The organism is Pseudoalteromonas sp. 19-MNA-CIBAN-0066, from assembly GCF_040308705.1.
Classification (GTDB): Bacteria; Pseudomonadota; Gammaproteobacteria; order Enterobacterales; family Alteromonadaceae; genus Pseudoalteromonas; species Pseudoalteromonas nigrifaciens.
The window spans coordinates 24,454-50,172 of the sequence record NZ_JBEONZ010000002.1; the positions used below are offsets into that span (position 1 = coordinate 24,454).

Here is a 25,719-nt window from a genome sequence, read left to right on the forward strand (position 1 = left end):
TAGCAATAAAATTAGTATAAACGACTGCCCCAATTGAGCTTTTGGCGTAATACGTTGTAATAAGAGTAATTTTTAGGATGAATAAGGCGCAGCTTTTTATCGGCTTTTTTAATGACCACCTCATCACCAGGTAAAACGGCGAGTACCACATGGCTGTCGCAGCTAACTTGCAAACTATCGGTGTTCTCAAGGCTTAGTTTTAAGCGTACTTCGTTATCGGCATCAACTACCAGAGGTCGGCTCGATAAAGTATGTGGAAACATAGGCACTAGTGCTATTGCGTTAAGCTCAGGAGTAAGAATAGGGCCGCCCCCCGATAGTGAATAAGCAGTTGAGCCGGTAGGGGTAGATACAATAAGTCCATCAGAGCGCTGAGAAAACACAAAGTCGTTATTTATAAAGGCTTCAAACTCAATCATATGCGCTACTTTGTCGGCATGTAAAACGGCTTCGTTTACAGCCGAGTTTGCACTTTTAAGTTCGTTATGACGATACACTTCTACTTCGAGTAAGAAGCGCTTTTCTTCAACATACTCACCGCTGAGTACCTGCTCTAAACTGGCTTCGAAACCTTCGGGGTTTAAATCGGTTAAAAACCCAAGATTGCCTCGGTTTACACCTATAACGGCTATATTAAAGCGTGCTAATACACGCGCTGCGCCAAGCATATTGCCATCGCCACCTACTACAATGGCTAAATCAGCTTGTTCACCTAAGTCGACCAGTTTAACTAACTTATTTTTTGGTATATCAATAAGTTGGCTTCCTGTGCGTTTTTCTACAATAACTGTAAAACCAAGCGCAAGTAAAAATGTATGCAGGCGCTGCAAGGTTGCCGCCGCATCTGGATGATTTGGTTTACCAATAAGGCCGATAGTGCGAAAAGGAGAATCCATAATAAATACACAGCAAGTTTTAATATTTGTAGAGTAACCTAAAACAGAAGTGTTTGAAAATACAGATCGTTAGCAATACTGCAATGAATTAATCTTGCAGCTCATTAATTTACGTGCCGTGTAGCTAATCACTTGAAATTAAGAAGCTCTGCCCCGATATAAAGCACATGAGACAAGATGCAGTAACCATGAAACTAAACCCACGAGATCAACAAATTTTTGCGGCTGTAATGAGCACGTATTGTAATGGTGAAGGTTTACCTGTGCCATCAACAAAAATTGCCAAGCTAAAAGGTATGGCAGTTTGCTCAGCTACAGTACGTAATGCCATGGCACGTTTAGAGAAAGTGGGCTTGCTCTACTCACCCCACACATCAGCGGGGCGCGTGCCAACAGACTACGGATTTGATTATTGGTTTGAGGAATTTTTTGCACTCGCCGACATAGCTAATTACTGGCAACCTGCGCAAACACAATTAGTTGAATTAGCGCATGGTTTAAGTCAGCGTTATCAGGTGTGTTGTTGTGTTGGTTTGCCACAGGTACGCTCGCAACAAGTATTTAGAGTGGAAGTGCTCGATTTTGATTCCACGGATTGGTTAATCTTATTAATAGACAGAGCAGGGCAAAGTCATAACATTTGTATTAATAAGCCCGATGATGCAAGTGATACTGTGCGTTATCAGTTTGCCACGTGGTTAAATACGGTATTTAGCCAACAAACCTTAATAGAAGGCTTGTACCGTATGCAGGCAATGGCTAATACTGCACCGCGTAACTGTCATGATTCACTAAACCAATGGACGCGTGAACTAAGCCAAAAGCTTGGCTCTGATAATAGTATTGTGGTTGGTGAAAACTATTTGTATAAACAAATAGATTGCGAGCAAAGCCTAAACATTGGGGTGTCTTTTTTAAATTTTGTCGAAGACAAGCTAGTATTTAAAAATGGGGTGTCGGTACTTAATACTGAAAACCTACCTTTTTCAGAGTGTAACGAATTGATTGTGATTAGCTTGCCGTACTTTCAAAATCAAGAATATCAGAGTCGTTTTTGTGTAATTTGTCCAAAATCAGCGCCAATCGAAAAAATAATCCAAGAATTTAAATTAATTGAGACATCTAACTCTTGAATCTTTTAATTCAATCCCCATAATTACCGCAGTTGTAAAGAATTGGAGCACATATTTATGTCTGAGCAGAGACAAAACCCAGAACAAGAAGTAGAACTAAACGAAGACCTAGCAAAAATGGAAGCTGATGTTGAAGCCGCTGTACAAGCAGCAGAAGAACACGCAGAGCAAGAGCAAAGCCCTGAAGCCGAAATTGCAATGTTATATGCAGAGCTTGAAGTAGCAAAGCAAACAATAGCAGATCAAAAAGACGGTGTAGTTCGCGCCGCTGCTGATGTTGAAAACATGCGTCGTCGTGCAGCACAAGATGTAGAAAAAGCACATAAATTTGCACTAGAGAAGTTTGCTAACGAATTACTCCCGGTTATTGATAACTTAGAGCGCGCAATTGAGTTTTCTGATAAAGAAAACGAAACGCTAAAACCTGTGCTAGAAGGTATTAGCATGACGGTAAAAAGCTTTAACGATGCTGTTGCAAAATTTGGCGTTGAAATTGTTAACCCACAGGGTGAGCAGTTTAATCCAGAGTTTCATCAAGCTATGTCAATTCAGCCAAGCAACGATGTATCGCCAAATACAGTATTAGCGGTAATGCAAAAAGGCTACACCTTAAACGGACGTTTATTGCGCCCAGCTATGGTTATGGTATCTAAAGCAGCTGACGCTTAAGTTGTTATTAATGATTTAAAAAATGCCTCAATTTGAGGCATTTTTTTTGCTATTTAAATAGTGAACCAATTGCACTAAAACAGTTAGTATTACAGCACCAAACATCAAGCTTGAAAAAGGCACGGCACTTTTAGCATGTAGTATAGCTAATAGGGGGCCGACCAAAGCACCGCTACCAAAGCGTAACGTACCAATAACTGCGGTTGCTGTGCCTGTATTTGCTTCAAACTTCATTAAAATAAGTGAGTCAGCATTACTGGCTATTATGCCTAAGCTCATCATAAGTGGTGCAATAGCACCAACAATAAAGTAAAGCGACAGCTGCATAATACTAAAAGTAAGTAACGCAGCGCCCGAAAGTAAGCCAAATATTAATCCGTAGTAGAGCATTTTACGAGAGCCAATTCGCGGCACAATACGAGTATTTAAAAAATTCCCAAACATGAGTGCTATAACGTTAAATGCAAACAAAATGCCAAATAACTGCTCTGATACTTTAAATAAGTCTAAATATACAAACGGTACTGAGGTTAAAAAACAAAAAAATCCAAACGATACAAACATAGAGCTTAAAATGTCGGCACGTGCATCTTTGTTACTCAGTATTATTTTATAACTATTAAAAAATAATGGCAGCCCTTTAAGGTCATTTTTAAAAATAGGAATGTCGATTAAATACACATGCACAAAAGCTAAAATAATAAAGCTGTAGGCCGCTAAAATTAAAAAGATGGTAGACCAAACAGAAAACCCTAAAATAAGCGAACCAATTGAAGGTGCAAGTAATGGCGCTACCATCATAATCATCGATACATAAGACATACCTTTGGCGGTGTTTTTTTGGTAAATATGCCTAATTATCCCAGGAACTACCACGGTTGCCGCTGCACCGGTAAATGCCTGTACGGTACGCAAGACCCAAAATGCATATATATCGGTAGTAAAGGCAAGTGCTAATGACGTTATACCAAATAAAGTTAAGCCAATTTTAGCCAATTTACGGCGACCAATTTGATCGGCAATAGGGCCAAAAAATAACATCCCTAATGCATAGCCCGCTAAATAAATACTTAACGATATTTGTACGTTAGGCATACTGGTTTGTAAGTCGTCCGCAATAACTAACATTGCCGGTAAATACATATCAATAGCTAAAGGCGTAATTGCCACAATACTAGCTAGTAAAGGCAATAAAATACGGGTGTTAAAAGACGAAGCCGATGCAGGCATGTATAAACTCAATCATTACTAAACAGGATGTATAGTGTAACAGGGCATGCTGATTGGATAAACTTAGTTTGCCTGCTAAGTTAATTGTAATGGGTAAATAACCTGAGATCCGGATAATAAACCTATCTCGAGCAGCTATTTTCAGCGCTAACTGCGTTGAATTTACTTGCAATAGGCCAGCTATTGACGCGTAAATTTGCCTTATTTTCACTGAAAATCTCTGGCTAGAGAAAATAAAATTAAATATAACTATGATTCAATACGTTAGTAAATCTCTTAACCAGAGTTCAGGTTAAATAAACAACAAAATTTTATTGTTACTTGCTAAAAAGCAATTATTTTAAACTGCGGTGGTATTTGCTATTCTAGCGCTAACAAAAAATATGATTTGAGGGAATATAATGAAAAAACTCGTGATAGCTATATTAGCTACTGCAGTGCTGGCTGGCTGTAAAACATCACCAACAGGGCGCACCCAAATTGCGCTTTATTCTGATCAACAAATGAGTGAAATGGGCACAGCCAGTTTTGCTGAGATGAAAAAAAATCAGCCAATCAATAAAAACCCACAAACTAACGCGTATGTAAATTGTATTGCCGAGCAAGTAGTGGCTGTTTTACCTAAGCAGTACGCTTCGCAAAAATGGGAAGTAGTGGTATTTGAAGACGACTCAGCGAATGCGTTTGCATTGCCAGGCGGTTACATTGGTGTGCATACGGGGCTGCTAAAAGTGGCTACTAACCAAGACCAAGTGGCTACAGTGCTTGGCCATGAAGTGGGGCATGTAATTGCAGAGCATTCGAACGAGCGTGTATCGCAAAGCTCAATGCTACAAACCGGCATGCAAATTGGCGGTGCAGCTCTTGAAATGGGTAATGTTGGGTATCGTAACGAAATTATGCAGGGTTTGGGCTTGGGTGCACAATACGGTGTTGTATTACCGTTTAGTCGTTCGCACGAATCAGAAGCTGACGAAATCGGCTTGGATTTAATGGCGCAAGCTGGTTTTGATCCAAAAGAGTCAGTTACTTTATGGCAAAATATGAGTAAAGCGGGTGGTGGCGCAACACCTGAGTTTTTATCAACTCACCCAGCACCAGCAAGCCGAATTAAAGACTTGCAAGCACAAATGAGCCAAGCTTTAGGTGAGCAAAAAACAGCAAGAGCACAGGGTAAAAACCCACAATGTAAGCTGTAATTTAGTTTAACTACAAATAAAAACCCTGTAAGTAATTTACTTACAGGGTTTTTATATTCAGTGCTAATCTTTATTTATTGAGTAAAGAGCTATTAGGGAGTCCATATAAGACCCTAGTTAAAGCTTAAAAAGTCCACTCAACATGAAGTTGTGGTACCGATTCTGTAACATTAGTGCCAAATTTGTTATGCCAATATTGCCACTCCATCCCTAGCAACAGAGTGTTTTCTTTCATTTCAAGGGCATGGCCTAAATCCCAGGTAATAATAGGCTGCGCTAAAAACCACGCACGCACATCTTGACCAAATTCATTTTCACGCTCAGCAATGTACTCAACATGGCCCTTTACATTAAACTTTTGCGTGCCGATCATAAAAGGGTAATCAAACGCAACATCAAACATCCAGCTATTAGTTTCTATAGGTGCACCACCTTTTGCTACGCCTTCACTGTCATCAATGTAGGCAGTTACCAATGTCTGAAAAAAGTTAAAACCAGGTACATCCCAGCTTAATTTAACACCCGGTAAATATTTCATTACCTTGGCGTCTCCTGCTACGTTAATACCGGCGGTTAAACCAACATCAATTAACGCGCCTGAACCAATCTGTTGGCCGGTAATAGCTGATAGGCTAACGGTTGAATACCATTCGCCATAAAAATCACGGTCTTGAAAACCGTCTTCAAGGTCGTCTTTACTGTAATCAATAAAGAAAAAATTATCGCCGTAATCATAACCAGATGCGTGCTGAATTGAATACACAGCGGTATCTGACTCTTGCTCTGTGAATGGATTTGTTTGCTCGCCATAATTAATGTGTAGAGCAGTACTGCTCCAGTTAGCAGCAATAGCAGAGGTAGATAAAGCGCAAGTGCTTAAACATAAAGCGGGAAGTAATTTTTTTAGTTTCATAATACTAATTAGTGTAACACGCGGGAGCGCTATTATAAGCAAAGGGGAGTGGTTTGTTAATTATTATATTACTGTGTTGTAGCTTAATCACTAAGCTACAACACAGTAACGTTAATTTATGCTTTATTTCTGCGCAGACAAATAACCGCAATAGCACTAAAAGCTAATATAAAACAGTAATAAGAAGAAGTTGATACTTCCCATGGGCTAATTTTAAATGTAGCTCCAAGTAGCAATGCTTGCGCGCCATAAGGCAGTGTCCCTTGCGTTACGCAGGCAAATATATCGAGCAAACTAGCCGAGCGTTTACCAGTAATATTACCATCATCAGCAAGTTTTTTAGCAATTGGGCCGGTAACAATAATAGACACGGTATTATTAGCAATACACATATTGCTGGCCATTACTAACGCCGCTATACCGAGTTGGTCAGCCACTTTTCGATGCCACTTAGCAATCACTTTAGTAATTGCTTGGATTTTTTGCGCTATGTAATCCAGGCCACCATTAAGGCGAATAAACTCAGAAAGACCACCTATAAACATCGACAGCAAAAATATTTCTTGCATGTCGGTAAAGCCTTTATAAATATCTTTTACAAAGCTGGCGCCTTCATAGCTACCAGTAAAGCCCATAAGTGCAGCAAAAACAATACCGCTAAGCAAAACTACAAATACGTTAAAGCCCATTACCGCAAGCACTAAAATAAAGGCATAAGGCAACACTAATAAAATGTCGTAATCTTTGGTTTCAACAACTTGTGCAGCGGGTGTTAAATATAACAACAACGCAATTGTGACAATGGCGGCCGGAATAGCTATTTTAAGGTTTTCTTTAAACTTATCTTTCATTTCACAGCCCTGAGTACGGGTGGCCGCAATAGTGGTATCTGAAATAATCGATAAGTTATCACCAAACATCGCGCCCGATACTATAGTACCGGCCATGAGTGCTGGATCTATGCCGGTTTTAACCGACACTGCATACGCTATAGGGCCAATGGCACCAATAGTTCCCATTGAAGTACCCATGGCGGTGGAAATTACGGCGGCAATTAAAAATAATCCAGGGAGCAATAAAGAAGGTGGAATAATTGACAAACCAGCGTTAACAACCGCATCAACGCCACCTGTGGCACCGGCAACAGCAGAAAACGCACCCGCTAATAAGTAAATTAAACACATGGTAATTATGTTGTTATTACCTACGCCTTTAATAAAGGTTTCGACGCTTTGGTTTATTGAGGTTTTATTTAAAATGAAAGCCAGAATAATGGCGGGTAAAATAGCAACAGGTGCAGGTAATTGATAAAAAGCGTAATCAACCCCTTGTGATTGTAAATATAAGCCTGAGCCTAAAAATATCGCTACAAAGGTAAGTAGGGGAAGCAAAGAAAGTATTGCTTTATTTTTGTTAAATGATGGCTGCATCATATTCCTCGTATTATTGAAAAAAGATCACAGCCAAAAACTCCTCTTTTAGCTGTGTTTAGCGAATCCTCCACTGTACTTAAACTAGGAGACCACTGCGCCCGCAAGCCAAAGACCAAATCGACGCTGAAAAGAAGTTTAAATGTATAGACGGCTAAAGTAAACTGGTATTATTACTTAAATTAAAAGTGTGACCTGACTATTACATGCTATTTAGGTAATATCTAGCCTAGTAAATAGTGTTAATTGACCAATAGTATCTTCGCGCGAGCCACAAGGTGCTGCAAATTAAAATATTAGGTAAGGTAATGACAAAAAATAAAATCGGTGTTTTTGGTGCCAACGGCAGAATGGGCTCAGCCTTATTAGAAGCAGCAAGTACAAAAGAGCATAGTGAACTTGCAGCCGCTTATGTACGCAGTAGTTCACCGTTATTAGGCATTAATGTTAATCAACTCAACAGTGCTGCAGATAAAACAGTAACCTTTAGCGATGAAGCTAATATTACGAATGTTGATGTATTAATTGATTTTACTTTGCCAGCCGGCATGCGCACACATTTACAAACAGCGGTTAAGCAAGGTGTCCCTATGGTAATTGGTACCACCGGGCTAAACGAAGCCGATATGACATTGCTACACGAGGCTGCAAACCATATTCCTATTGTATTTGCGCGCAATTATAGTGTGGGGGTAAATGTATTACTTAATTTAGTGCAAACAGCAGCTACAAAGTTTGGCGATGATATGGATATTGAAATTTTTGAAGCGCATCATCGCCATAAAATAGATGCGCCGTCGGGTACTGCGCTGGCCATTGGCGAAGCCATTGCAGATGCAAAAGGCTGGGATCACGACAAAGTTGCCGTATACGACCGCAGCAAAGTTGAGCAGGCTAAGTCGCAAAATGAAATTGGTTACTCGGTGCTCAGAGGCGGCGACATAGTAGGTGAACACACCGCATACTTCGCAACAATGGGCGAAAGACTCGAATTAACCCATAAAGCAAGCTCAAGAATGACCTTTGCATTAGGTGCTATAAGAGCTGCAGGCTGGTTAATAAATAAACCCGCAGGACTTTATGATATGCAAGATGTGCTAGATTTGAAGTAGTTAACTTGTTCTTTCAGCTGTTTGGGTCTGAATAAAGGTACAAGCAGTTATTTATTATAATTTACTAAATAGCGTTAGATCTAAAAGAAAACTTAATGTAAAATGCAGCCAATTTGCCAAAAATTAATAATCGCGTGTTTCCAATTATACCCAAGTGGCTTGAAAAAAGCAGGGTTCAGTGGGAATAAAGTCGTTTTAAGGCAAGAAAAAATGATTAAGGTTTAAAGCTCGTTATCGGCGTCATTTAACACTGTTTATAAAATAACTTTATCCACAAAAACTCGCTTTAACAATCGCCTGGGTATTGGCGGGGCGTTAAGCATTTTGCTTAGCCTCGTTTTTTACTGTTAGGAGGTTAATTTGACTAAATCCGCTCTGTTAGTCCTAGAAGACGGCACAGTGTTTCGCGGTACTGCAATCGGCGCTGACGGCATGTCAGTAGGTGAAGTAGTATTCAATACGTCTATGACTGGTTATCAAGAAATTTTGACTGACCCATCATACGCGGAACAAATCGTAACTTTGACGTACCCACATATAGGTAATACGGGTACTAATAGCGAAGACGAAGAAGCGAATCAAATATGGGCCAAAGGCCTAGTGATCCGTGATTTGCCACTGCTAGCAAGTAATTTTCGTAGCGAGCAATCGTTAGATGATTACTTAAAACAACGTAATATTTTAGGTATTGCGGACATCGACACCAGAAAACTAACGCGTATTTTGCGTGATAAAGGCGCTCAAAACGGGTGTATTATAGCCGGTGACGAATTAGACGAAAACAAAGCGCTTCAAGCCGCGCAAGCCTTCCCAGGCTTAAAAGGTATGGATTTAGCAAAAGTAGTCTCAACCAAGGAAATGTTTGAGTGGCGCGAATCAAGCTGGACATTAGGCGAAGGTTTTAAAACCTTAAACGCGGCTGATGAAAAGTTTCATGTTGTTGCCTACGACTTCGGTGTTAAGCGTAATATTTTACGTATGCTTGTAGATCGTGGTTGTAAATTGACTGTAGTACCAGCGCAAACCTCTGCCGCTGACGTACTAGCATTAAACCCTGATGGTATCTTTTTATCTAATGGCCCGGGCGATCCAGCACCGTGTACTTATGCCATTGATGCAATTAAAACCCTTTTAGAAACCGAAATCCCTATTTTTGGTATTTGTTTAGGCCATCAATTATTAGCGCTTGCCTCAGGTGCTAAAACAGTCAAAATGAAGTTTGGCCATCATGGTGCCAACCACCCAGTTAAAGATTTAGAACGTGATGTAGTGATGATCACCGCACAAAACCATGGTTTTGCTGCCGATGAAACTACGCTACCTGATAACCTGCGTGCTACGCACACATCGTTATTTGACGGTACTTTGCAAGGTATTCATCGTACAGATAAGCCAGCGTTTAGCTTCCAAGGTCACCCTGAAGCAAGCCCAGGCCCGCACGATGCCGCCCCATTATTTGATCACTTCATCGATTTGATGCAAGCGCGTAAACACTAATTTAACCGGAGTAATAATGCCAAAACGTACCGACATAAAAAGCATTCTTATCTTAGGCGCAGGCCCAATTGTTATTGGTCAGGCTTGTGAATTTGACTACTCTGGTGCACAAGCGTGTAAAGCACTGAGAGAAGAAGGCTATCGAGTTATATTAGTTAACTCAAACCCAGCAACAATTATGACTGACCCTGATATGGCAGATGCGACGTACATCGAACCAATTCACTGGGAAGTTGTAGAAAAAATTATCGAAAAAGAAAAGCCAGATGCAATCCTACCGACTATGGGTGGGCAAACAGCATTAAACTGTGCGCTTGAATTAGACAAGCACGGCGTATTGGCTAAGCACGGCGTTGAGTTAATTGGCGCAACAGCAGATGCAATCGACAAAGCAGAAAACCGCGAACGTTTCGATACAGCAATGAAAAACATTGGTTTAGAATGCCCACGTGCTGAAATTGCTCATTCAATGGATGAAGCAAGAGACATCATTACTCGCATTGGCTTACCGTGTATTATCAGGCCTTCTTTTACTATGGGCGGCACCGGTGGTGGTGTAGCGTATAACTTAGAAGAGTTTGAAGAAATTTGTGAGCGTGGCTTAGACTTATCGCCAACGAACGAATTGCTAATTGATGAATCACTGATTGGTTGGAAAGAATACGAAACAGAAGTTGTACGTGATAAAAACGACAACTGTATTATTGTTTGTACCATTGAAAACTTTGACCCTATGGGTGTGCACACGGGTGATTCGATCACAGTTGCACCAGCGCAAACATTAACCGACAAAGAATACCAAATTATGCGTAACGCCTCTATGGCGGTATTACGTGAAATTGGTGTTGAAACCGGTGGCTCTAACGTACAGTTTGGTATTAATCCTGCAGATGGCCGTATGGTTATCATTGAGATGAACCCACGCGTATCACGCTCATCAGCATTAGCGTCAAAAGCAACGGGTTTCCCAATTGCTAAAATTGCTGCAAAATTAGCTGTAGGCTACACACTTGACGAGCTACAAAATGATATTACTGGCGGTAAAACACCAGCGTCGTTTGAGCCGGCAATTGACTATGTAGTTACAAAAATACCTCGCTTTAACTTTGAAAAATTTGCCGGTGCGAACGACCGTTTAACCACGCAAATGAAATCAGTAGGCGAAGTAATGGCGATTGGTCGTAACCAACAAGAGTCATTACAAAAAGCATTACGTGGCCTTGAAGTGGGTGCAACTGGTTTTAACCCAATTGTGGCGCTTGACGACCCTAAAGCAAAAGAAATTATCATTCGTGAACTACGCGAGCCAGGTGCAGAGCGTATTTGGTATATTGCCGATGCAATGCGCCATGGTATGAGCGTTGAGGATGTTTACGAGCTAACAAAAGTTAACCGCTGGTTCTTAGTACAAATAGAAGACATTTTAAAAGACGAAGCAAAAATTAGCGACGTAGGCATGGCTGGTTTAAATGCCGACTTCCTACGCAAGTTAAAGCGTAAAGGCTTTGCTGACCCACGTATTGCAGAAATTGCTGGCGTATCAGAAGCTGAAATTCGTAAAAAGCGTCATTTGCTCAATATATTACCAGTATACAAGCGTGTTGATACCTGTGCTGCAGAGTTTAGCTCAGACACAGCCTACATGTACTCAACTTACGATGAAGAGTGCGAAGCTAATCCAACAACCCGTGACAAAATCATGGTGATTGGTGGCGGTCCTAACCGTATTGGTCAAGGCATTGAGTTTGATTACTGTTGTGTACACGCCTCGCTTGCACTGCGTGAAGATGGTTATGAAACCATTATGGTTAACTGTAACCCTGAAACGGTATCTACCGATTACGACACCTCAGATCGTTTATACTTTGAACCAATTACCCTTGAAGACGTGCTAGAAATTGTACGTGTTGAAAAGCCAGTGGGTGTCATTGTGCAGTACGGTGGTCAAACACCGCTTAAATTAGCGCGTGAACTTGAAGCGAATGGCGTGCCTGTGATTGGTACATCGCCAGATGCAATCGACCGTGCAGAAGACCGCGAACGTTTTCAACAATTAGTTGAGCGTTTAAATCTACTGCAACCAGAAAACGCTACGGTAACATCAACTGAAGAAGCAATTTTAAAATCAGTTGAAATTGGCTTTCCATTAGTAGTACGTCCATCGTATGTACTAGGTGGTCGCGCCATGGAAATTGTATACGACGAGCAAGACTTACGTCGCTACATGACCGAAGCAGTACAAGCCTCAAACGAAGCACCAGTATTATTAGACCGCTTTTTAGATAACGCGATTGAAGTTGACGTTGACGCAATTTGCGACGGCGAGCAAGTAATTATTGGCGGCATCATGGAGCACATAGAGCAAGCGGGTGTTCACTCAGGTGACTCAGCGTGTTCATTACCTGCTCATACGCTATCGCAAGAAGTACAAGATGTAATGCGCAAGCAAGTTACTGATATGGCACTTGAGCTTGGTGTGGTTGGTTTAATGAATACTCAGTTTGCTGTTAAAGATGGCTTAGTGTATTTAATTGAAGTTAACCCACGTGCTGCACGAACTGTACCGTTTGTATCAAAAGCAACCGGTGTTGCACTTGCAAAAGTAGCTGCACGTTGTATGGCGGGTCAGTCTTTGGCAAGCCAAGGTATAACTAAAGAAGTTATTCCTCCATATTACAGCGTAAAAGAAGTTGTTTTACCATTTGCTAAGTTTCAAGGTGTGGATCCAATCCGTGGCCCTGAGATGCGTTCAACCGGTGAAGTGATGGGTGTTGGTGATACTTTCGCCGAAGCGTTTGCAAAAGCACAATTAGGTGCAAGCAATACTTTACCACGCGGTGGTCGCGCGCTATTATCCGTGCGTGATAGCGATAAGCCACGTATTGTTGAACTAGCTAAAATCATGACAGACCTTGGTTTTGAAATAGATGCAACAGGTGGTACAGCTGCTGCACTTGAAAATGCTGACATTGCGGTTCGCCGTGTAAATAAAGTATTTGAAGGGCGCCCGCACATTCTTGATAGAATCAAAAGTGGCGAGTATAGCTATATTGTTAATACCACAGAAGGTCGCCAAGCGATTGAAGATTCGAAGGTGTTACGTCGTGGTGCTTTACAGCACAAAACCAACTATACTACGACCTTAAATGCGGCGTTTGCAAACTGTACAGCAAACCAAGCAGATGACCGTGGGAAGGTGACGTCAGTTCAAGAACTACACCTGCGATTGAACTAAGGAAATGTGCCAAGGCCGTTAAATTGCGGCCTTGGGATTAAGTGAGAAAAAGTATGCAAACAATTCCGATGACAGTTCGTGGTGCAGATTTACTGCGCAAAGAACTTACCGAATTAAAAACAGTTACCCGTCCTAAAATCGTCAGCGATATTGCAGTTGCACGAGAGCATGGTGACTTAAAAGAGAATGCTGAGTATCACGCTGCGCGTGAGCAACAGGGTTTTTGTGAAGGCCGAATTCAAGAAATTGAAGCTAAGCTTTCAAATGTACAAATAATTGATGTAACTAAAATGCCTAATACCGGCAAAGTTATTTTTGGTACAACAGTTACTATTGTCAACGTTGAAACTGATGTTGAAGTTAAATACCAGATTGTTGGTGATGACGAAGCAAGTATTAAAGATAATCGTATTTCGGTTAATTCACCGATCGCACGAGGTTTAATTGGTAAGCAAGCAGATGATGCTGTGAACATTGAAACCCCTAAAGGCACCGTTGAATACGAAATCATCGAGGTTGAGTATATTTAATAACTCACTTTACGTATAAATAAAAGCCAGTGTATTAATACACTGGCTTTTTTGTTTTAAAGTGTTTAAAAGTGTTAAAACAGCCCTTATAAATTGGCCTTAAAAATTTTACTTTGTTACCATATACAGGCTGCAAATTAAGCAGTTTACTCGGAGATATTTATGAACGATACCGACCATCCCTCTAGATTGAGGGCAGAAAAATAACCCGTATTGGTATTTATCTTCTATAAATCTACCTAAGCGGTAGAGTAATTTTATTCTTTCCTATTTTTCTTCTCTCAGACACCTAGATATAAATAATGAAATTAGCCTTATTAAAGTGCTGATTATAGTTACTAGTACGCTGGTATTTTAATCAGTCATATAGTTTCATTATTTGATGGTCGTTACCTTATGCTAATGTGTTTTACTCCTAATTAATGGCTATTAGCTAAGCAGTAGTTTTAACTGTTTGAACGCCATGTTATTAATTTAAATAAAATACAATTAGCCTAGCATTAGCCAATCGGGAGATTCGCCATGACGGTAATGAGCAAAAACTACGTAGAAAATAACCCACACTTTTCTCAAGCAGAAATAGGGGCGGCTAGAAAAGTGTTTTTAGCGCACAGCTATAATAAACAAGTGCACTTATTAACAATAATGGATGTTGAAGAAGCGGTTGCTATTTTACAGCACTGTTCAATTACTTATGTACAAGACTTAATAAGTCGTTTAGAAAAAGACGGTTACGACAAACTCGCTCGACACTATGCGCATCAGTTGGGTTTTATTCACTCAGAAGTTGAAACAGCGCAAAGTTATTTAAATACCTCGGCACTGGGGCATGTGCAGCAGCGTATTGGCTGGATCATAGTATTAGCGTTATTAGGTATAGTGTCTGGGTTAATTATTACTCAATACGAAGACACATTAAGCCAGTTAGTATTGTTGGCAGTGTACATGCCGGTTATTGCGGCTGCGGGCGGTAACACAGGCTCACAAGCGGCTACTTTGGTAATACGGGCGTTAGCAACAGGCGAGCTGAAAAAAAGACAATGGTTTGCTGTGTTTCTTAAAGAAAGCCAAATTGCAGTGTGTCTTGCGTTAGCGGTGGCGGGCGTAATGGTTATTCGCATCTTATTTTTTAGCGATGTTAAATCTGCCGGTGGGTTCGATTTAAATATAATTGCGATGGCCATCGCAGTGGCATTGTTTATTCAGGTAACTATTTCTACTACGCTAGGGGGGTTATTACCTATTTTAGCGCGGGCACTTAAGCTAGACCCCGCGGTATTAGTGAGCCCTGTATTGGCATCAATTGTTGATATATCGGGGATGTGGATTTACTTTACCGTAGTTAACTATTTTTTAGAAATTGGTTAAATCAAAAGTTTTAGGTTTATATGTTTTGCGCTAATCACTTAACACTCAGTAATTAGCGCAAAACTTAGTTTGAATTTATTCTTGCACATTTCCCCCTCTACCAATTACTTTTAACTAAAATTTCTTTAGGTTATTCATCTGCCATCAATTTGATCTATGCTGATATGGAGCAATACGGTTTAACGTCCTCTCAAATAAGGATAAATAATGGCTAATATACTTTACCCGGCACCTTTAAAAGTAGGTTCTAAAATTGCGGTGTGTTCGCTTTCAGAAGGGATCGCGGCTAAATATCATGCTCGTTTAGAGAGTGTAATAAACGGTTTAAAACAGCGTGGCTATGAAGTAATTGAGGGGGCGTTTTTACGGCGCAGCGAAGCAACAGCAGAATTAGCTACCAAAGCCCATGCAGAGCAGTTAATGGGCTTTTTAGTTGACGATAGTATTGATGCAATTATGCCTCCCTTTGGTGGCGAACTTGCGATGGAAATACTGCCGCAACTTGATTTTAATGCTATTAAACAGGCTAAACCCAAATGGCTTGTGGGGTTTTCAGATGTGAGTACTGTGGCCTGTGCACTCACTGCTAAATGCCAATGGGCAACGCTGCATTGTGCCAATTTAATGCAATTGCACCCAAACGAAAAAAGCCCGTATTGCTTACAAATATTTGAAACCCTAAGTTATGCAGCAAATAGTGAGTTTACACAGGCACCATCAACACATTATCAAAAAGTAGCCCCCGATTATGCACAGCACCCAGAAGCCTTATTTAATTATACCGAGACGACTCAGTGGCAATGCTTAAATTACTTTGATCAGCGTACTATCGAAATGTCGGGGCGTTTATTTGGAGGCTGCCTAGATACCGTGGGTTTATTACTCGATTCACCATTTTTAGACCTGCATGAATTTAAAAAGCACAGCGCGCCCGAAGGGCTAATTTTATACTTAGAAAATTCAGAGTTAACCCCCACTACTGTAGCGCGATTTTTACTGTCGTTAAAACTAGCCGGTATATTTGACGACATTAACGGCATAATTATCGGCCGCAGTGAAATTACACAAGGCAAAAACCCCGAATTTGACTATCGCCACGCATTAAATGTAGCGCTTGGGGGCTGTATGTTTCCGGTTATTATAGATGCAGATATAGGCCATATTGCACCTAACTTAAATTTAATTAACGGTGCTACTTGCACATTAATTGCCGATATAAACGAAGGCAGAGTAATAAAAGCATCATTAAATACGTCGCTCTCTTAATTGGCTTTGAATAACGTGCCGATACAGGGGTATAATAAGCTGGCTTTTATAATTCGTTATTTAAGTACATTCTCAGGGCGGGGCGAAATTCCCCACCGGCGGTATGTTTAATTACTATTTTAATTACATTTGTAGTGTTTAAATAAGCCCGCGAGCGCTTTGTTGTTTTATATAATATCAAAGGTCAGCAGATCTGGTGAGATGCCAGAGCCGACGGTTACAGTCCGGATGAAAGAGAATATGGCTTAAATATAGCGTTAATAGTGCGTGGCTTTTGGCTGTGTGCTATTTATGTTTTTTAATTTAAGTTATTGTTGGTACTTATACTTTAATGCTTTTAGAGTTTATTTTATCGATCCTTTCAGTGTCCTGAATCTATTTATTTTTAATCAGGAATATAATGATGATTCAGTCTCTACTTACTCAATTTGGCGAGCCGTTAACGCGCGTCGAAAATGCCATTACCGCACTACAGCAAGGCCAAGGCGTATTGGTTGTTGATGACGAAAACCGTGAAAACGAAGGTGACTTTGTATTTTCAGCCGAGCATTTAACCACCGCCCAAATGGCTGAGATGATCCGCGAAGGCAGCGGCATTGTGTGTTTATGCATGGGGGAGGAGCGCATAAAACAGCTCGACCTACCGCAAATGGTTACTCATAACACCAGTCAAAACAATACCGCTTACACCATAACCATTGAGGCCAAAGAGGGCGTAACTACAGGCGTTTCTGCAGCCGATAGAGTTACAACGATTAAAGCCGCCACAGCCGACAATGCTAAACCTGAGGATTTATCGCGCCCAGGGCATGTATTTGGCTTAAAAGCTAAAACGGGTGGAGTACAGGTACGCCGTGGTCATACCGAAGCATCTGTAGATTTAATGCAACTTGCGGGTTTAAAGCCGTTTGGCGTTATTTGCGAGCTAACTAACCCCGATGGCTCAATGGCGCGTTTACCTGAGGTGAGCGGTTATGCAAATAAGCATAATATGCCAGTGGTATCGATAGAGGATTTAGTGCAGTACATTCAAATTGCACAACAAAAAGTAAGTTAACTGCAATAAAAAACCCCTGTTTAATTTAATTAAACAGGGGTTTAAATTATTAAAAACGGGCGATAAACGCGATTATAAAACCTGAATTACTTGCTCAGCGTCTAAACGCGATTTAGGTAACTTAGCATTATAGTCCTCAGCGCTATCGTGATAGCCCAGCGCTAATGCGACATCACATACGTAACCATCTAATTCTTTCGCAAAAATTTCACCAAGTAACTGCGCATCTACGCCTTCCATTGGGGTTGAGTCAATGCCTAAACGAGCTGCTGCGTGCATGGTATTACCAAGTGCAATGTAAGTTTGCGCTTTAGTCCAAGTTGCATTATTGCCTTGCTCATCGGTATTCATATCTACAAACGCAAACGCGCCAAAAGCTTGTTCACGGTTTTCGCTTTGCGTGCGACCATTTTTAATATCTGTGTCTATAACGTGTGCGTAATCATCACGGGTATAGTTAGTTTTGTGAGCAAAAAGCACAATATGCGATGCTGTTTTTGCGTGCTTTTGATTAAACTGAAACATATTTGCAAAGCTGTCATGAAAACGTTGCTTAGCTTGATCAGACTCAATAACAATAAACTTCCACGGTTGCGAGTTAATTGATGAAGGCGATAAACGCATAGCTTCATAAATTACGTTAAGGTCGTGATCGCTAATACGTTTAGCTGCATCATAATGTTTGGCCGTGTGGCGTTTTTCTAAATCGCTAATAATAGGGTGAGTCATGGTTTTCTCCGGGTAAATTTAACTTTAAAACAATCATACTTAACAGATAAAAATTAACGATTGGTTAGAGTAATAAGTGCTTAGTGCGAATGGCAGCTAATATACGCTTTGCTTTGTGAAAAATAAACAGCATAATAATTGAAACATTATCAAATAAAAATAGATAATATGCAGATAGACGATCTTAAACTTATTTTAAAAGTTGCAGAATTTAGAAGCATTACTTTAGCCGCAGCAAAATGCGATATGCGCACCGCAACCGCGAGTGCTGCCATTAAACGTGTAGAGTTAGCCCTTGGCAGTGAGCTGTTTATAAGAACAACACGCCACTTACGCCTTTCGGCAGCGGGTGAGCGTTACATTCCTCAGTGTGAGCAAGCACTTGCAGTGCTAGAGCAAGCAAAACAAAACCTCAAAGGCGAACATGATGAAATTGAGGGAGAGCTGCGCGTTGCACTGTCATCAGATTTTGGGCGTAATTTAGTGATCCCCTGGATTGATGAGCTTATGGATAATTATCCTAAACTCAGTTTAAGAACGCATATAAGCGACAGTAACGTTGATTTTTATCGTGATTCGGTCGATATAGCGCTGCGTTATGGATCTCCAAGCGATACTAATATGTATGGTTTTAAAATTTGTAACGTACCACGGCTCCTTTGCGCCACTAAAGAATACTTAATAGCACATGGTAGCCCCAATCACCCAGACGAATTGAATCGTCATCAGGGCATGTTTTATCAACTACAAGACATTATAAATAACAGCTGGGAATTTACCGACGGGCAAAGTAAGTTTAAAGTTAAAATGCAAGGTAAGCGTGCCTCTAACGATGGCGATTTAGTTAGACGCTGGTGCGTTGCCGGTAAGGGGCTGGCGGTTAAGTCAGCGCTCGATATAGCAGATGATTTACTGGCCGATAGGGTGGTTACGGTGATGCCAAATTATCAACATGTTAGCGGTGAGTTATGGCTTATTTGCCCAAGCAGGCAGTCAATTACTCCCGCGGTGCGTTTACTGCGCGATGTGTGCCGTGAAAAATGCCGCACAATTATAAAACAGTTAATTGCCAAAGGTATTATTGATAAAAGTGTATTGGACTAGCCATTTATTTACGCTTGATAATTTTAAGTGTAGGGTATAAATATAAGGCTTTAGCTTAAGGTGGTAAATATTAAGTCGGACAGTTAAATTTAAATAAAGGACTTTTAATAAGGTGTGCTTATGGATTATTTAGTTGCAACCGTATTTTTTGCTGTATCAGCTTCGGTCACTCCTGGGCCAAATAACATCATGCTTATGACCTCAGGGGTAAATTTTGGCGTGCGAAAAAGCCTACCTTTACTTACGGGGATCTGTATTGGTTTTGCCTTAATGATACTACTGATAGGCTTAGGCTTTGGGCAATTATTTGCGTTGTTCCCTAATTTGCATTTAATTATTAAGTGCTTAGGAACACTGTACTTGCTGTATTTAGCATGGCTCATTGCTAAATCTGGCAGTGTAAACTCAACAAACAGTCAAACCAAGCCGCTTACTTTTATAAAAGGAGCACTATTTCAGTGGGTAAATGGTAAAGCATGGGTTGTAGCCACTGGTGCTATTGCGGCGTTTACAACCGTTGGCGCAGGTTATTACGGGCAAAGTTTTACATTAGCGCTGACGTTTTTGTTGGTTGCTTTTCCGTGTGCAGGAGTATGGTTGTTTTTTGGTACATTATTAAAGCAAGTATTAAAGTCTGAACGTTATAGACGCTACTTTAATTATACTATGTCGGCGTTACTGGTTTTATCGGTAGCACCTGTGGTGAAAGAAATTACGCTGCAGGTATTCTCCCAAGGCGTTTAAACAAAACACCCTGAGAGCAAATTTAAACAATAAGAAGTCAATGGGCCTAGGCTCGACCATTTTTAAAAGTCGGGCGCTACTTCAAACTCTAACTGCTGATGATAAATCGGGTGGCAAAACGATAAGTACTCGGCATGTAAATGTAATCTATTGGCTTTTTCACCGTAGTGATCATCACCAACTATGGGCATATTTAAGCCTAACTTATGCGCGCAATGTACTCTTAGCTGGTGCGTACGCCCCGTTTTAGGGTAAAGGTGCAAGCGGGTAATATTATCTTTTCGCTCTAACACCTGCCAAGTAGTAAGGGATGCTTTACCGTGTTGATAACACACTAATTGGCGCGGTTTGTCATCAAAATCTAAGCGCAGAGGTAAATCAATTGTACCACTGTTTTGAACTACATTTCCGGCAACTAAAGCAACGTAACGTTTTTCTATGGTACGCTCTATAAACTGTTTTTGCAGGGCTTTATGCGCTCTTTTATTGAGTGCAATAATTAATAACCCTGACGTTGACATATCTAAGCGATGCACAATGAGCGGGCCGGTAGCGTGTGGAAATTGTGTTTTAATGCGCAAATAAACCGAGTCTTCAATATTAACCCCAGGAACGGACAAAAATTCAGCAGGTTTATTGATCACTAATATATCGTGATCTTGGTAAATAATAGTTAAATCTTTACCAATAGCAGGGTTGATCAATAATGGATTTTCTTCTACATGTAAGCCTTTGAGCATATGCCCTAAAATAGGTTGGCATTTACTATAACAAGACGGGTAGTAATGTTTATGATGCCTAATAGCTGATTTAGGCGCAGCGCCCCACCAAAATTCTGCTAAAGCTAAAGGTTTTAAATTATGTTGATACGCATATTGCAATAACTTAGGCGCGGCGCAATCTCCTGCGCCTGCTGGTGGCGTATGCTCAGGCAAGGGTGCAAAAATAGCGTTTAGATCTTTAGTTTCGTTATTAGCATTTAAAAATTGGTATTGCGCAAACAGCTTTTTTTGTAAGCTTTTAGAAAGTGTTTTACGACGTTTTTTTAAGTGTGCAATTTCATCAGTAATATTATTTAGAGCTTGCTGCAGGGTGTCGAGTTTACTTTGCCATTGCTGCTTTAGTGCTTGCAGTTGCTTTTTTTCGACAATACTTTGCCCAGCTAACTGAATTTTTAGCTGCTCAAAGTCAGTTGGGGATAACTGAGTGCTTGCATCAGTGCGTTGTTGTTTACGCATTCGGCGGCTAACTTGCATTAACGCTTGCTGCGCTTCTAACTGCTGCTGATAAGTGGCATTGGCTTGGTTAAATGCGTTATTAAGAGTGCTAAATTGCTCACTATTTTCTAGCTGCTCAATTTGGGCGTTAATATTATTAATAATGCTGCTTTGTGCTAAATACTCAGCATCGTGTAGCTGCATATCGGCCACGGCAGGTACAAAGTTAATTTTACTGCTTACGCCCTCAAGTTGCCCCGAGTAAGCGGCTAAATAACCAAGCTGTTGCTGATTATTTTGCACCACTAGTACGCCAAACATTTTACCCGACTCTTCATTATTAGCTGGGTTTGCCAAGTACTCTAACTGTGTTTCGAGCTGTTGTTGCAACTGCTCGGTTGCTGCTACAGCAATTGCTTTAGGCTCATAGTAAAAAGGAAAAGTAAATTTATCTGGTAGCGCCATGTGATTTACAGGCGCTGAAAATGGCGTAAAGCAAGTAGCAATATTTGGCATGGGCAATATAATAATGAAGTTTTTAACGAAATAATTAGCCAATATAATAACATAGTCGCTGCTATGTCACTAAGTGTGTTGTGTTATTAGTATGTGCCTTAATTGTTTGATGTAACGGGTTGCTGCAAAGTTTTAATTAAATGAGTAGCGCCATTATTTATCGTAATTCGTGTTAAAATATTAGCCCGTTAAAAAATCAATGTTTTAGTGAGCTAGGCTGGACTTTAATTTTACAAAACGCTAAGCGTTAATATCGTGTGTGTAGCATCAACTAGATTACTAATAAGCAAATGCATTTAAACAGAGGTTATTATGAAAACACAGCCTATGGCGTGTCGGTTAGGCTGTGGGGCATGTTGTATTGCGCCAAGTATTAGCTCGCCCATACCAGGAATGCCAAACGGTAAAAAGGCCGGAGAGCGCTGTATTCAGCTAGATGAGCGTAATTTATGTAAGTTATTTGGCGACGCCAGTCGGCCAAAAGTATGCAGCGATTTTAGCGCCACATTAGATGTATGCGGTACAACTAATGCGCAGGCTTTAGCGCTTATTACTGAGCTTGAGGAGTTGACCTGAGCAAGCCTATCATCTACAACCACCTGGTAAATAATAAGCTTGCTTGTGTAGTGCGCTACCAACTATACGTTGCGCTTAGCGTATATTGCTCGCCCCGTCCAGGAGTGCCCGGGATCTCTTGAAACGATTCATTCCACAGGTTATCTGCGGCCAATGTAATAAATAAGTTTTTAATCTGCGGCGGCATTATTTTTAAGGTTAAATGAGTAAATAACGCATCATCATCGCCACTGCGCAGCGTATTTTCATGTTGTTTGCGCCACTCGTTATCTATACGAAACTCTAAAATATCTGTTGGGTTCCAAATAGCCGCAAGGGTTAGCCTATGGTCTGGGTAGTTTAATGCGTAAAAGCTGGCATCTATATCGGCTGCGCCATAATTCTCTGATTTTTTTAAAAAGCTATAACTGGCAATAATTTCTGCGTTATCAAAATGCTTAGTTGCAAGAAACTCAACCCCCGAGGTATTAATATCTACCGGATTGGCAAAGCGGGCAGAAGTGGCATCAAAACTATAAGTCCAATCGGTTAAGTTATCATCTTGACGATAAAAAACAGCAGAATTAAAACGCCAACTTTGTCGCTCTAATAATAAACCCAGCTCAAGGTTTTTAGTACTTTCGCGCTCAAGGTTATAGTTACTTCTAAACAAACCGCCAGTGTCACTGCCGCCAATTGCGGTATAGCCTGCTACTTGGCTTGCCTGTGCATACGATAAATAAACAGTGCGCTCAGTGCCGTCACTATTTTGTGTATTTAAAGTTATATCACCAATAAGTGAAATTTCAGAATCGTCACGATTGGTATCGTCAAAAGCCGCACCAAGGCGAATAGTAAGGTGTTGATCGCTCTCAAGTGCCATTTGGTACTCTGGCAGCACACTTACTTTATAATAATTACGTGTGGTAAAATTATTTTCAAGCGTGGTCGATTCAATCGAATCATTAATAAATTGCGCAGAATAATTGAGAGCAAAAGACGTGCTGTGCGCATGGCGCCCTGAAAGTGCTAGTGATTTAACGTCGGTTTGATGAAACGCTTCGAACGACATTGGGTTTTCACGAGAATACACATAGTGATCCTCGTGTTTACGATAATATGTAGATACTTCAAACGAGCTCTCGGCGCTATAGTTTTGCTTATGGTTGAGCATAAATAGCTGAGTTTTAAGATCTTCAGTTTCGTTAACCCCAAAAGGAGTATACAAATTTGGCCAACCAAAAAACTTTTCTTGAGAGCCAAAAAATAGATCGGTTTGTGAGTCTGGCCCCACTAATTGAACACGGCTTGAGGCGCGGGTAAAGTCATGATCGCCATAATCAATAGAGCCATCACTTTGTGAGTGAGAAAACTCGCCTTCCACACCCAGCTGCCAATCGGTAATACCATCTAATGGTATATTCACGCCCGCATGCAGGCTTTGTAAATTAAAATCATTGCTACCAACCCCAAGTGATACGCTACCACCTGTACTAATTGGCTTCCAAGCAAATGATACTGTACCAACTGAACTGTTAACGCCATAAAGTGCATTATCTGCTGCGGTGAATATAGCTGGGCCGCGTAGCATTTGCGGCGCTATAGGAATTTCGGCAAAATAATGTCCCGACTGCGGATCGAACAAAGTGGCGCTGCCAACCCTAAAACCAGTATTTTCGAAAATACCACCACGAATGGTTACATCTGCTTGTGCTTCGGCCATATTACGCGATTGCACATCAACACGCGGATCATACTCTAAATTAGAAACCGGTGAGTCGAAAGTGCCCACGGGTTCTTTATTTGCAGTAGGGGAGGCTTCAACCGTTATTTGCTCTATTGCAGTGGCATTTTTAGTTTGCACTTCAGCGTAGGCAAAGCTAGTAACACTGCATAGCAATGTAGGTAATAATACGGGTAATATAAGGCGCGGGGCACGATTCATGTTTTTCTCATTTTTGTATATGTAATTGTGCTAACAATTAAATCCGAAACACGCCTGTTAAGGCGTGATAAAGTAGTCAAATAATTGTAATTTGGCTTGGTATTGTATATTAATCTTAAAAAATTGCATTTGATAATCATTCGTAAAGTAGGGTAATTGATTTTATGAGCACAGTACAAACAAGCGAAAATTCGCATCTAGAAAGTATTTACTTTGCCGGAGGCTGCCTTTGGGGGGTACAAGAGTTTATTAAGTACTTACCCGGCGTTGTTACCACTGAGGCTGGGCGAGCTAATGGCACAAATAATAATACACAAGGTGAATACGACGGTTATGCCGAGTGCGTGAAAGTAACCTTTGATATAACAGCCGTGACACTCTATAAACTGATTGAATACTTTTTTGAGATTATTGACCCTTACAGTGTTAATAAGCAGGGTAACGATGTTGGTTTAAAATACCGTAGTGCTATTTATAGTAAACAGCAATGTCACTTAACAATTGCAAACGACTATATAAATCAACGCGCTGATGCAGATAAAATAGTGGTACAAGTTCAGTTGCTAACCAATTATGTTCCCAGCGATGCAGAGCACCAAGACCGGTTAACTAATTTTCCCGATGACTATTGTCATATCCCACCTGAGTTATTACATAAATATAAATCGAAATAAAGTTAAAGTCTGCTATATCAATTATGCTAAGAGCAACTGTTTCTCTCATCAGTAAGCTCTGTGGCTACAACAAAAGATTTAATAAAAAATAATCAGCCACAAAAAAGCTCACAAATTGTGAGCTTTTTATGTGCTTTAAAACCTGCCGCTACTTTTGTGGCGGGAAGTTATTTAAAATTTTAGCGACTGTTTTTCTAACCGACAGTTCACGTTGCTCAGGAGATTGGTTTTTCTTTAATCGACCATCTTCAGCGCCGCGCCATACTAACTGGTTTGATTCACGGTCAATAATATCAATAACTAAAGTACCTACTTCGTATTCACGAGCAGATATATCGTTTTGATACCCTAAACCCCACGAGCTCCAACGAGCGCCGTAGCCAATATTAAAAGAACTTACGTCTAGCTCTTTATCTACCGATGCATGGTAGTTTACCAGCACGTCTGCTTGAGCAGGATCGGCTAAGCTCATGCCCATTTTTTGATTAAGCTCACTGCTTATTGCGCTGCGTACACGTTTTTCCATTAACGCATTAATTTGATAATTATTGGTGTCTTTTGTTAAATCTGCATTTTCTACCCACGCAAACGTTTTATAGTTAGCAAAGTTTGCTGACTTGTCGTAATCCCAATCTGCGGTTTGCGTACAAGCAGTTAAAAACGCAAGTGCGGCTACAATAAAAATATTTTTCATACAGTT

At 40.6% G+C, this 25,719-nt stretch carries 22 protein-coding genes and 1 riboswitch; of the genes, 14 read left to right on the plus strand and 8 right to left on the minus strand.

All coding sequences use genetic code 11. The annotated features are described in order from the left end of the window. Positions 1–11: 11 nt before the first annotated feature. Positions 12–896, minus strand: coding sequence for an NAD(+) kinase (gene nadK, locus AAEZ18_RS01555; protein WP_086993357.1), 885 nt, complete (start codon positions 894–896; stop codon positions 12–14). Between the two features lie 167 nt (positions 897–1,063). On the opposite strand from nadK, the gene AAEZ18_RS01560 reads away from it, so the two are divergent. Both AAEZ18_RS01560 and grpE read left to right on the plus strand, forming a co-directional pair. Next, on the plus strand, positions 1,064–2,029 hold the full coding sequence (locus tag AAEZ18_RS01560) for an HrcA family transcriptional regulator (protein ID WP_041454395.1): 966 nt from the start codon (positions 1,064–1,066) through the stop codon (positions 2,027–2,029). Positions 2,030–2,086: 57 nt separating this feature from the next. After that, positions 2,087–2,698, plus strand: a complete 612-nt coding sequence (gene grpE, locus AAEZ18_RS01565; RefSeq protein WP_011327905.1) for a nucleotide exchange factor GrpE — start codon at positions 2,087–2,089, stop codon at positions 2,696–2,698. 27 nt (positions 2,699–2,725) lie between these two features. On the opposite strand, the gene AAEZ18_RS01570 is transcribed toward grpE, so the two are convergent. Continuing rightward, on the minus strand, positions 2,726–3,928 hold the full coding sequence (locus AAEZ18_RS01570; protein WP_089368106.1) for a Bcr/CflA family efflux MFS transporter: 1,203 nt from the start codon (positions 3,926–3,928) through the stop codon (positions 2,726–2,728). A 401-nt stretch (positions 3,929–4,329) separates the two neighbouring features. On the opposite strand from AAEZ18_RS01570, the gene AAEZ18_RS01575 reads away from it, so the two are divergent. Next, positions 4,330–5,127, plus strand: a complete 798-nt coding sequence (locus tag AAEZ18_RS01575) for a M48 family metallopeptidase (protein WP_011327907.1) — start codon at positions 4,330–4,332, stop codon at positions 5,125–5,127. 124 nt (positions 5,128–5,251) lie between these two features. On the opposite strand, the gene AAEZ18_RS01580 is transcribed toward AAEZ18_RS01575, so the two are convergent. Both AAEZ18_RS01580 and AAEZ18_RS01585 read right to left on the minus strand, forming a co-directional pair. Further along, positions 5,252–6,040, minus strand: coding sequence for a nucleoside-binding protein (locus AAEZ18_RS01580; protein WP_086993405.1), 789 nt, complete (start codon positions 6,038–6,040; stop codon positions 5,252–5,254). Between the two features lie 116 nt (positions 6,041–6,156). Continuing rightward, complete coding sequence (locus tag AAEZ18_RS01585; protein WP_011327909.1) at positions 6,157–7,470, minus strand: Na+/H+ antiporter NhaC family protein; 1,314 nt, start codon at positions 7,468–7,470, stop codon at positions 6,157–6,159. 308 nt (positions 7,471–7,778) lie between these two features. On the opposite strand from AAEZ18_RS01585, the gene dapB reads away from it, so the two are divergent. From dapB to ribB, 7 genes are all read left to right on the plus strand, one after another. Then, on the plus strand, positions 7,779–8,582 hold the full coding sequence (gene dapB / locus AAEZ18_RS01590; RefSeq protein WP_011327910.1) for a 4-hydroxy-tetrahydrodipicolinate reductase: 804 nt from the start codon (positions 7,779–7,781) through the stop codon (positions 8,580–8,582). 360 nt (positions 8,583–8,942) lie between these two features. Continuing rightward, on the plus strand, positions 8,943–10,079 hold the full coding sequence (carA, locus tag AAEZ18_RS01595; protein ID WP_041454397.1) for a glutamine-hydrolyzing carbamoyl-phosphate synthase small subunit: 1,137 nt from the start codon (positions 8,943–8,945) through the stop codon (positions 10,077–10,079). A gap of 16 nt (positions 10,080–10,095) precedes the next feature. Continuing rightward, complete coding sequence (gene carB, locus AAEZ18_RS01600; protein ID WP_179806695.1) at positions 10,096–13,314, plus strand: carbamoyl-phosphate synthase large subunit; 3,219 nt, start codon at positions 10,096–10,098, stop codon at positions 13,312–13,314. Between the two features lie 53 nt (positions 13,315–13,367). Then, on the plus strand, positions 13,368–13,844 hold the full coding sequence (gene greA / locus AAEZ18_RS01605; protein ID WP_011327913.1) for a transcription elongation factor GreA: 477 nt from the start codon (positions 13,368–13,370) through the stop codon (positions 13,842–13,844). A 522-nt stretch (positions 13,845–14,366) separates the two neighbouring features. After that, complete coding sequence (locus AAEZ18_RS01610) at positions 14,367–15,212, plus strand: magnesium transporter (RefSeq protein ID WP_011327914.1); 846 nt, start codon at positions 14,367–14,369, stop codon at positions 15,210–15,212. A 207-nt stretch (positions 15,213–15,419) separates the two neighbouring features. Beyond that, complete coding sequence (locus AAEZ18_RS01615; protein WP_089368110.1) at positions 15,420–16,478, plus strand: S66 family peptidase; 1,059 nt, start codon at positions 15,420–15,422, stop codon at positions 16,476–16,478. Between the two features lie 64 nt (positions 16,479–16,542). Next, a riboswitch (FMN riboswitch) is annotated at positions 16,543–16,722 on the plus strand. Between the two features lie 159 nt (positions 16,723–16,881). Then, a complete protein-coding gene (gene ribB, locus AAEZ18_RS01620; RefSeq protein WP_179806779.1) occupies positions 16,882–17,535 on the plus strand; it encodes a 3,4-dihydroxy-2-butanone-4-phosphate synthase in 654 nt (217 codons plus the stop codon). A 72-nt stretch (positions 17,536–17,607) separates the two neighbouring features. On the opposite strand, the gene AAEZ18_RS01625 is transcribed toward ribB, so the two are convergent. Beyond that, positions 17,608–18,264: a nitroreductase family protein gene (locus AAEZ18_RS01625; RefSeq protein ID WP_086993412.1), complete on the minus strand. Its 657-nt coding sequence runs from the start codon at positions 18,262–18,264 to the stop codon at positions 17,608–17,610. Between the two features lie 168 nt (positions 18,265–18,432). On the opposite strand from AAEZ18_RS01625, the gene AAEZ18_RS01630 reads away from it, so the two are divergent. Together AAEZ18_RS01630 and AAEZ18_RS01635 are read left to right on the plus strand one after the other, a co-directional pair. After that, positions 18,433–19,368 carry a LysR family transcriptional regulator gene (locus AAEZ18_RS01630; RefSeq protein ID WP_179806694.1) on the plus strand — a complete coding sequence of 312 codons (936 nt, stop codon included), beginning with the start codon at positions 18,433–18,435 and terminating at the stop codon, positions 19,366–19,368. Positions 19,369–19,488: 120 nt separating this feature from the next. Further along, on the plus strand, positions 19,489–20,112 hold the full coding sequence (locus AAEZ18_RS01635; RefSeq protein WP_011327920.1) for a LysE family translocator: 624 nt from the start codon (positions 19,489–19,491) through the stop codon (positions 20,110–20,112). A 62-nt stretch (positions 20,113–20,174) separates the two neighbouring features. Here the strand turns inward: AAEZ18_RS01635 and AAEZ18_RS01640 are convergent, their stop codons facing one another. Then, positions 20,175–21,845: a pseudouridine synthase gene (locus AAEZ18_RS01640; RefSeq protein WP_350551310.1), complete on the minus strand. Its 1,671-nt coding sequence runs from the start codon at positions 21,843–21,845 to the stop codon at positions 20,175–20,177. A 312-nt stretch (positions 21,846–22,157) separates the two neighbouring features. On the opposite strand from AAEZ18_RS01640, the gene AAEZ18_RS01645 reads away from it, so the two are divergent. Further along, the gene (locus tag AAEZ18_RS01645; protein WP_011327924.1) at positions 22,158–22,421 is read left to right on the plus strand and encodes a YkgJ family cysteine cluster protein; all 264 of its coding nucleotides are present in this window, start codon (positions 22,158–22,160) and stop codon (positions 22,419–22,421) included. Between the two features lie 55 nt (positions 22,422–22,476). On the opposite strand, the gene AAEZ18_RS01650 is transcribed toward AAEZ18_RS01645, so the two are convergent. After that, on the minus strand, positions 22,477–24,345 hold the full coding sequence (locus tag AAEZ18_RS01650; RefSeq protein WP_350551314.1) for a TonB-dependent receptor plug domain-containing protein: 1,869 nt from the start codon (positions 24,343–24,345) through the stop codon (positions 22,477–22,479). Positions 24,346–24,509: 164 nt separating this feature from the next. Between AAEZ18_RS01650 and AAEZ18_RS01655 the strand changes: the two genes are divergently transcribed. Further along, the gene (locus tag AAEZ18_RS01655) at positions 24,510–25,019 is read left to right on the plus strand and encodes a peptide-methionine (S)-S-oxide reductase (protein ID WP_086993420.1); all 510 of its coding nucleotides are present in this window, start codon (positions 24,510–24,512) and stop codon (positions 25,017–25,019) included. A 148-nt stretch (positions 25,020–25,167) separates the two neighbouring features. Here the strand turns inward: AAEZ18_RS01655 and AAEZ18_RS01660 are convergent, their stop codons facing one another. Further along, positions 25,168–25,713: a DUF4136 domain-containing protein gene (locus tag AAEZ18_RS01660; RefSeq protein ID WP_011327927.1), complete on the minus strand. Its 546-nt coding sequence runs from the start codon at positions 25,711–25,713 to the stop codon at positions 25,168–25,170. Positions 25,714–25,719: the final 6 nt, after the last annotated feature.